Origin of the sequence: Psychrobacter sp. FME6 (assembly GCF_014861365.1) — a bacterium.
Classification (GTDB): Bacteria; Pseudomonadota; Gammaproteobacteria; order Pseudomonadales; family Moraxellaceae; genus Psychrobacter.
Genome location: NZ_RRYW01000211.1, coordinates 1 through 1,081, shown reverse-complemented (window position 1 = coordinate 1,081; position 1,081 = coordinate 1). Strand labels below are relative to the sequence as shown.

Below are 1,081 nucleotides of genomic sequence, written 5' to 3'. Positions count from 1 at the left end.
GCTGCGTAATTAAAATCTCCCAAGTTTGGTTCTACGGATTTGACGGCAGGGGTCAGACCTCTGCTTTTATGAGCGGCAGTTATTTTACCCTCGTAATAGTCACTACCAGCGGTGGTAATCAGTTGTGGATGGTTAGGATATTTATGATCGATAAGCCAATAACCATAGCCTTCATTATAAGCACCTGTCCAACAACCATGTGCCGCTAACGTATGGCTGTCATCTACTGGTATAAAGTCCCAACCAACCATATCGGACTCATATTCAGACCTCTGTTGATACGCGTCGGTTTTTGGATTAACCAGCTCACAATCTCCCATCACGTCCTTTGAGCCTATTAATTTTTTAGAGTTAATATTTACCCATTTATCAATATTCTTTTGAAAATATGCCAACTTTGAGGAGTCCAACTGCTTGTGCTCTTCCTCCAAATAAACAGGCGCTTTTTTGAGTACCGGTTTTGGTTTGGCGGCTTTATTGGTTTGCCGATTTAAACTATTCTTACTGACAAGGGCTAGTGGCGTACCTACTCGACCTTGCACCTCATCGAGTTTTAGTAGCACGGCAGCCATCCCTAGGTCAGATACTTGCCATTGATGAGTACCGATCTTGAATGCGATTTTGCTGGCTTTCTTAGCGTGATTAATCAGCAGCATGGTCTGAGATTTTGTTAATTGGCTGTTTTTAACTTCTCCATAAAACTTATCATTGAGCCATAGCTCAACTGGATTATTCAGCGCCTCAGTTTCAGTAACCAATCTCTCAGAGGTATTCCAGTCCCACTCATTTAATAGAATCTCTATACTAGGCACTTTTTCACCCGCTTTTAACGTCATCAAAATGCTGCCTCGCCATTTGGCTGAATCAGCACTATAACCCGCTGCTCGGCAAGTCAAGGTGTTATCACAGACCAGTTGCCAGTCATCTTTGACAAAACCATTACTTTCAAATGGCGTACCATAAGAATCTGATGCCAAAGTAGGTAATGAGAGCAAACCGGTCGTAATCAAAGCCATGATTGTTTTCGGTGTAATGGACAAAATTCATGCTAAAAAGTAGAAGGTAGTCGCTAATGGACATA

At 42.1% G+C, this 1,081-nt stretch carries 1 protein-coding gene; it reads right to left on the bottom strand.

Annotated features, from left to right (window positions below):
• Positions 1-1,016, bottom strand: a 1,016-nt coding sequence (locus EI162_RS14270) for a DUF1176 domain-containing protein (RefSeq protein ID WP_192524958.1), incomplete at its 3' end; no start/stop codon positions are given.
• Between the last annotated feature and the right edge of the window lie 65 nt (positions 1,017-1,081).